General features: G+C 38.1%; 1 protein-coding gene. It reads left to right on the forward strand.

Translation table 11 applies throughout. The annotated features are described in order from the left end of the window. Positions 1-509: MucBP domain-containing protein (locus tag K1I67_RS09870; RefSeq protein WP_223339766.1), on the forward strand; the 509-nt coding region annotated here is incomplete at both ends.

The following is a 509-nucleotide window of genomic DNA, read 5'->3' on the forward strand; positions in this document are numbered from 1 at the left end:
ATGAAACTGGTACAGTTGTAGCGGGTGAAATGATAGAAGTAACCTACGTTTATATAGAAGTAACAGGAGATGTCGTCGTTCACTACGTTGATACAGAAGGTAACGTAATCGCTGAAGACAAAGAAGATACGAAAGGTGCTTCTCTAAACGCTAAATACGATACAACTGACAACAAACCAGAGAAAATCGAAAAAGACGGAACTGTTTACTACTTAACAGAAAAAGCTCTTAAAGATGATTCTAAACCAGAAAACGGAGACGTAGTAGAAGGTAAAACTGAAGTAACTTATGTTTATGAAAAAGCAGGGCAAGTAGTAGTCCACTATGTAGACGAAACTGGAAACACACTTCAAGCAGATGCTGTTGATACAAAAGACGGTAAACCAGGTGCTGCGTACAATACTGCTGATAATGACATGAAACCAACTCGTATCACTACTCCAGAAGGAAAAGTATACGAATTAGTACCAGCATCAACTAAAGGTAATGAAAATGGAAGTGTTGAAGCA

Source organism: Streptococcus infantis, assembly GCF_019929575.1.
Taxonomy (GTDB): Bacteria; Bacillota; Bacilli; order Lactobacillales; family Streptococcaceae; genus Streptococcus; species Streptococcus infantis_L.